Source organism: Micromonospora sp. NPDC049799 (genome assembly GCF_040656655.1).
GTDB lineage: Bacteria > Actinomycetota > Actinomycetes > Mycobacteriales > Micromonosporaceae > Micromonospora.
In genome coordinates, this window is sequence record NZ_JBFAMU010000338.1 from 1 (window position 1) to 5,450 (window position 5,450).

General features: G+C 70.3%; 7 protein-coding genes. 5 read left to right on the plus strand and 2 right to left on the minus strand.

From position 1 onward, the window contains the following. Nucleotides 1–66: 66 nt before the first annotated feature. Both AB0I76_RS21495 and AB0I76_RS21500 read left to right on the plus strand, forming a co-directional pair. Nucleotides 67–468 (plus strand): DUF998 domain-containing protein, encoded by a 402-nt coding sequence (locus AB0I76_RS21495; RefSeq protein WP_357038220.1) that lies wholly within the window; start codon nucleotides 67–69, stop codon nucleotides 466–468. 25 nt (nucleotides 469–493) lie between these two features. Then, nucleotides 494–877, plus strand: a complete 384-nt coding sequence (locus tag AB0I76_RS21500) for a YciI family protein (RefSeq protein ID WP_357038202.1) — start codon at nucleotides 494–496, stop codon at nucleotides 875–877. A 105-nt stretch (nucleotides 878–982) separates the two neighbouring features. Here the strand turns inward: AB0I76_RS21500 and AB0I76_RS21505 are convergent, their stop codons facing one another. Both AB0I76_RS21505 and AB0I76_RS21510 read right to left on the minus strand, forming a co-directional pair. Continuing rightward, entirely contained in the window at nucleotides 983–1,654 is a 672-nt protein-coding gene (locus AB0I76_RS21505) for a hypothetical protein (RefSeq protein WP_357038205.1), read from the minus strand. Nucleotides 1,655–1,868: 214 nt separating this feature from the next. Next, the gene (locus tag AB0I76_RS21510; protein WP_357038208.1) at nucleotides 1,869–2,588 is read right to left on the minus strand and encodes a hypothetical protein; all 720 of its coding nucleotides are present in this window, start codon (nucleotides 2,586–2,588) and stop codon (nucleotides 1,869–1,871) included. A 185-nt stretch (nucleotides 2,589–2,773) separates the two neighbouring features. Here AB0I76_RS21510 and AB0I76_RS21515 point away from each other — a divergent pair, with 185 nt between their 5' ends. The 3 genes from AB0I76_RS21515 to AB0I76_RS21525 form a co-directional block, all read left to right on the plus strand. After that, nucleotides 2,774–4,129: a hypothetical protein gene (locus AB0I76_RS21515; RefSeq protein WP_357038211.1), complete on the plus strand. Its 1,356-nt coding sequence runs from the start codon at nucleotides 2,774–2,776 to the stop codon at nucleotides 4,127–4,129. Between the two features lie 99 nt (nucleotides 4,130–4,228). Beyond that, on the plus strand, nucleotides 4,229–4,750 hold the full coding sequence (locus AB0I76_RS21520) for a hypothetical protein (protein WP_357038214.1): 522 nt from the start codon (nucleotides 4,229–4,231) through the stop codon (nucleotides 4,748–4,750). A gap of 89 nt (nucleotides 4,751–4,839) precedes the next feature. Next, a partial coding sequence (locus tag AB0I76_RS21525; protein ID WP_357038217.1) for a penicillin acylase family protein occupies nucleotides 4,840–5,450 on the plus strand: 611 nt, incomplete at its 3' end.

Below are 5,450 nucleotides of genomic sequence, written 5' to 3' on the forward strand. Positions count from 1 at the left end.
CCTCCTGCACCGCCGATCACGTGATCGCCGCCCTGGAGAACGCCGCGAAGCAGTGAGCGGCGCACGCTGCCCGGCGGCCCCGCCCGCAGGTGGGGAGCGGCGCTGGTCGCCGCCTACGGCACGGGCCTGATCGTCGCCGGCGTGCTGGTGGCCGACCCGAGCATGGGCTGGCCGGCCGGGGCGCCCGAGGGGCCGCCGGCGACGATGAGCTGGCACGGGATCGGCCACGGCGTCGGCGCGATGCTCGCCTTCGGGTCGGTCACGCTCGCCTGTCTGGTGTTCGCCCGGCACCACGCCCGGTCCGGGCGGCGCGCCTGGGCCGTGTTCTCGCTGGCCTGCGCTCTCACCTTCGCCCTGATGCTGGCCTGGCCGGACCAGGACAGCATCAGCGTCCGGATGGCGCTGGGCTCGACCGTCGTCTTCGCCTGGCTCACCGCCGTCTGCGTCGACCTGCTCCCCTCCCGCTGACCCTCTTACGGAAAGGACCTGACCGATGCGCTTCATGATCATGCACAAGCTGGACCAGGACATCCCCGGCGCGTACTCGCCGGACGCCGCCTTCGTCGCCACGATGGGCGCGTTCGTCCAGGAGATGGTCGACGCCGGGGTGCTGCTGGCCGGCGACGGCCTGCGGCCCACCAGCAAGGACGACGCGGCCCGCATCACCGTCACCAACGGGAGGTCCACCCTGACCGACGGGCCGTTCGCCGAGACGAAGGAGCTGATCGCCGGGTTCCTGATGGTCGAGGTGCGGGACAAGGCCGAGGCCGTGGAGTGGGCCAAGCGCTACGCCGACCTCTTCGCCCGGAGCATCGGCGAGGTCGAGATCGACATCCGGCGGGTGACCGAGATGGCGGATCTCGAGGCGCTCACCTGACGCTCGGCCGGCCGTGCGGCTGGGGACGCGCTGCTGGGGCCGGAGTTGTCTCCGGCCCCAGCAGCGATCTTCACGGATCAGGTCAGCCGCTCACCGCGGGTCGGCTCAGCCGCGCGCCTCGCCGTCCCGGCGTCGGTGGAGGACGACCAGCATGCTCCCGAGCAGGAGCAGGCCACCGCCGAGCGCGACCGGGATGACGAACGACGGACCGCTGAGCGAGTCACCGGTGATCGGCAGCTTCGACTTCGTGGGTGTCACGGTGGGCGTCACGGTCGGCGTCACCGTGGGCGTCGCGGTCGGTGTTCCCGTGGGCTGCGTCTCGAAGCCGCACACGAACCAGTGGCTGATGCCGAACGGCTGATTGTTCTCGGGGTTGATCGGCGCCGTCATGTCCTCCACTTCGATCGGTCCGACGAATGGTCCGTCGTACACATTGGCGTTTGGGCCGCCCTTGACCACGATGCCGGTGGCGACGAAGTTGTCGTTGATCGTGACGTCCAGTTCCAGGCCGGTGACGGTCCCGGTGCCGGCCTCGTTGCTGTCGTTGGCCGGCGAGTTCGGGCTACCGAGGATGATCTCGCCGGCCAGGCCGGCACCCTCGCAGGTCGTGACGTTGCCCTGGACCAGTCGCGGCTCGGGTGCCTCGATCGCACGAGCCGCGCGACCCCCGGCGAAGGTCTCTTGTGTTTGGGCCAGTGCCGGTGTGGCGACCGACAGGCCGATCATGGACGCCAGGAGCGCCCCTCCGGCGAAACGAGCGAGCGAATGCAGCCGCACTGGAACCACCTTGGTCTGTAGGACGTTAGTCGGGCAGGAGCCGAAACGGACATACCTGCATTGCTAACACCTATAGGCCTACTCGGTCCCATACCTATACAAGCGTCTCATTGGCCCCAAAAGAGTGAAATCCGCACTCTGTGGCCGCGCGCCCGTGAGTCGTCCGCGACATCAGCTCGACAGGGCCGCCGCGCCGGTCTCGCGGCACGTCGGCCTACTCGGGCTGGGTGTCCTCGTGAGGCCACCGAGCCAGCTCGGCGGAGAGCTCCTCCAGGAACTCGTCGACCTGTCGCGTGAAGTATCCGCGCAGGGCGATGGGCAGTGCCTCGCGGGCGGCGTCGAGTTCGGCCCGAGTTCCCTGGCGCTGCAACGCGTTGCCCGAAACCAGCGCGTCCTGGGCCCGCCGGATCAGCTCATCCACCCGAGCCGGCTCGTACCCGCGCAACGAGACCGTGAAGTCCGGCGTGTCGAAGCGCTGACGGCGCAGCTGCCGCATGTTCGTGAAACGACCTCCGGCGAAGCGGGCCAGAGCTTCCGCCACCTCATCAACCGGTTCCCGGATGTCATCGAGTTCGAGGAGGACCAGTCCCGCCCGGCCATCGAGTGGGCTCTTTCCGTCGAGTGGACGATCGATGGTCGAACCGGCCGGTACCAGCAACAACCTGGGGGACGTCGGCTTGTTGCGGCCGATGGTCGGCACGGGCTCGTCGAGGACGATCGCTTCGATCTCGGCCCAGGACACCAGCCGGTCGAGCCCGGCGGCCCGCAGGGTCAATCCGTCCTCTCCGATGTGGAACCGGAATGGCTTGAGCGCACTGACGACCATCGCACCGCCGATCACCAGCGCGAGGCCGCCGAGAACCCACGCTCCGACGGAACCACCGCCGCAGAGCACCACGAGCACGCCCACTACCGCGAACAGGATGGCGAACACCAGGAGACGTCGGCTTCTGCGCAGCTCCACGCGCGTACCTCGATCCTCTTCGGGGTGCCCGAGGAGAGAATCGCATGCTGTGGCAAGGAGTCCGGTGCCCGGTGAGGTGCAGCGCCAGCAGCGATCCCGGTACTAGGATCTCGCCTGGCCGCCGGTACTGCGGCGGGCCGACACGGGGAGGTGTCATGCGGCGTCGTCAACTGCTGGCGTCCGGTATCACGGCGGCGATCGGGCTCAGTGCCGGGGAGCTGCTGAGAGCGGCGCCGGCCGCCGCCGCGACAGCCCCGCTGAAGAGCGTCGGTGTCCAGCTGCCGGTGGACGACCTGCGGGCGATCGAGCTCGACGAGGCGCGCGGCCGCCTGTACATCGCCCAGGGCGTCGGTGGCGGGCTGCCACTGGTGGTGACCGACCTCGACGGCCGGCTGCTGTCCCGGGTCACCGCCGTCGCCGACATCTCCGACCTCGTCCTCAGCGACGACGGACGCATCCTGTACGCGGCCCAGGGCTTCAACCGGATCATCGCGTTGGACGCCGCCACGCTCACCGTCGTCGCCAGCTACCCCGCACCCGTCGGCGCCCACCTGTACACGGTCGAACCCACCGGTGCGAAGGTCGTCGGCGGCTTCATCGACGCGGGCATCGGCTCCGGCGGTCTGCTGATCTGGTCCGCGCCCGGTATCCCGCCGGTGGTCTACACCGGGGGCCCCAACTACCACCCGATCATCGACGCCAGCCCCGGCGCGCCCGGTCTCCTCGTCGCCGGCGACACCGGGTACTCGCCCGTCACCACGTACGTCGTCGATGTCTCCGGTGACAGCCCGACGATCGTCGCCCGGCGGGACCACACCGGCAGCAACCTCATCGACTACGCCGTGAGCCCGGACGGCACCGAGGTGGTGGAGACGGTCGGCCACCCGTACGAGCACCACTCGTACCGGCTGCCGGATCTCGCCGACGCGACCGTCTATCCGAGCGGCGTCTACCCGCAGGACGCCGCCTGGTCCGGGGACGGCTCCACCGTCGCCATCGGCCGCGCCTCGACCGGCTCCGGTGACGCCGACGTCTACCTCTACGGCAAGGGCAGCACGGTCCCGACGTACGCCGTCGACTTCCGCAGCGGCGACAGCCTCTGGGAGGGCACGCTGCTCGTCAACCGGGACGGCACCCGGGCCTGGGCGGTCACCTCGATCGACCCGTACCAGGAGACTCAGCTGCTGCACTCCTTCGGGCCGGCGCACCCGCCGAGGCCGCCGGTCACCGACCTGGCCGTCACCGCCCAGGTCGGGGCTGGCAAGGACAAGCAGACCGCGCAGCTCACCGTGACCTGGAGCTCGCCGATCGGCGACGACAACTACTGGTGGATCACCGCGTCGACCAACGGCGGGGCCGAGCGGGAGTTCTGGCGCGGCAAGATGGACGCCAGCGGCAGGTACACGCTCACGTACTCGCTGCCTCGCGGCACCACCACCTTCACGGTCCGGTACCGCGACTACTACGAGTTCTACCCGGACGGCTACGCGACAGCGACGCTGCAGCGATGAGCGCCTCGGTGCGGCTGTCCCCGGCGGAGGTCGCACCGGCGTAGGGTCGGTGCCGTGGAAGGGGCAGGCCGTCGATACCGGTACGTCGGCCCGGCGGACGTGCGGGCGTCGGTCGCCGATGCTTCCGAGGGCTGGCCCATCCGGTCACCGGCCGATCTCGACACCTACCTGACGGCCGCAGATCCACGCGACCGTGACGAGCCGTTCACCTACGTCATCGAGACCGGCGGTACGTTGCGGCTCGCGCAGAGACGCAGCGAGCACGTCGCCTGCGCCGGCGGTGGAGAGGTCCTCGGCGCCGGAGAGATCGCCTTCGCCGGCGAGCGGGACGGCTGGGTCGTGACCGAGGTGACCAACCAGTCCACCGGCTACTGCCCCGATCCCACGTCATGGGTGGCGGTGGCGGGCGCCCTCGACCGCGCAGGTATCGACCGCCCGGACGGCTTCACCGTGCTTGTCATCTTCCGGCGCTGCCTTGACTGCGGCGAGCGTAACGTCGTCCGCGACGACGACTACATCTGCGCACTCTGTGGTGCTGAGCTGCCGGAGGATGTGGAACCACGGATGACGGCCAGGCCGTCGACCAGCGACCGTTTCCGCCGACAACCGACCGATGGATGACCTGAGCAACTTTCACCGCTAGCGTCGATCCGACCTGGACAGTCAACCCGGGGAGGACCTTCCATGAACCACCACCACAGAGCCGCCCGATGAAACCCCGTCCACTCGCCGCCGCAGCCACCACCGTCGCGCTCGTCGCCGCCGGCCTCACCGTCACCACCGGCACCGCCGTCGCCCACGGCCGCGGCTACTCCGCCCTGATCCAGCGCGCCTCCTACGGCGTCCCGCACATCACCGCCCGCGACTTCGCGAGCCTCGGCTACGGCGTCGGCTACGCGCAGGCCGAGGACAACATCTGTCTGATCGCCGAGCAGATGGCCACCGTCAACGCCCAGCGGTCCCGCTGGTTCGGCGCGGACGCCCGCAACGTCAGCAGCGACGTCTTCCACCAGAAGGCCATCGACGACCGGTCCGCCGAGCGCTGGCTCGTCGGCCGCCGCGACGGCGTCCGCGCCCCCTCCGACGAGGTACGCGACCAGGTCCGCGGCTTCGCCGCCGGCTACAACGCGTACCTGCGCCGCGCCGGCAATGAGATCACCGACCCGGCCTGCGCCGGGAAGGAGTGGGTACGCCCGATCACCGAGCTGGACATGTGGCGGGCGAACTGGGCCCGGATGGTCCGCGCCAGCTCCGGCGCGCTCGCCGACGGCATCGTCGCCGCCGCCCCGCCCACCGCCGGTGGGACCAGCGCGCCGGCGAG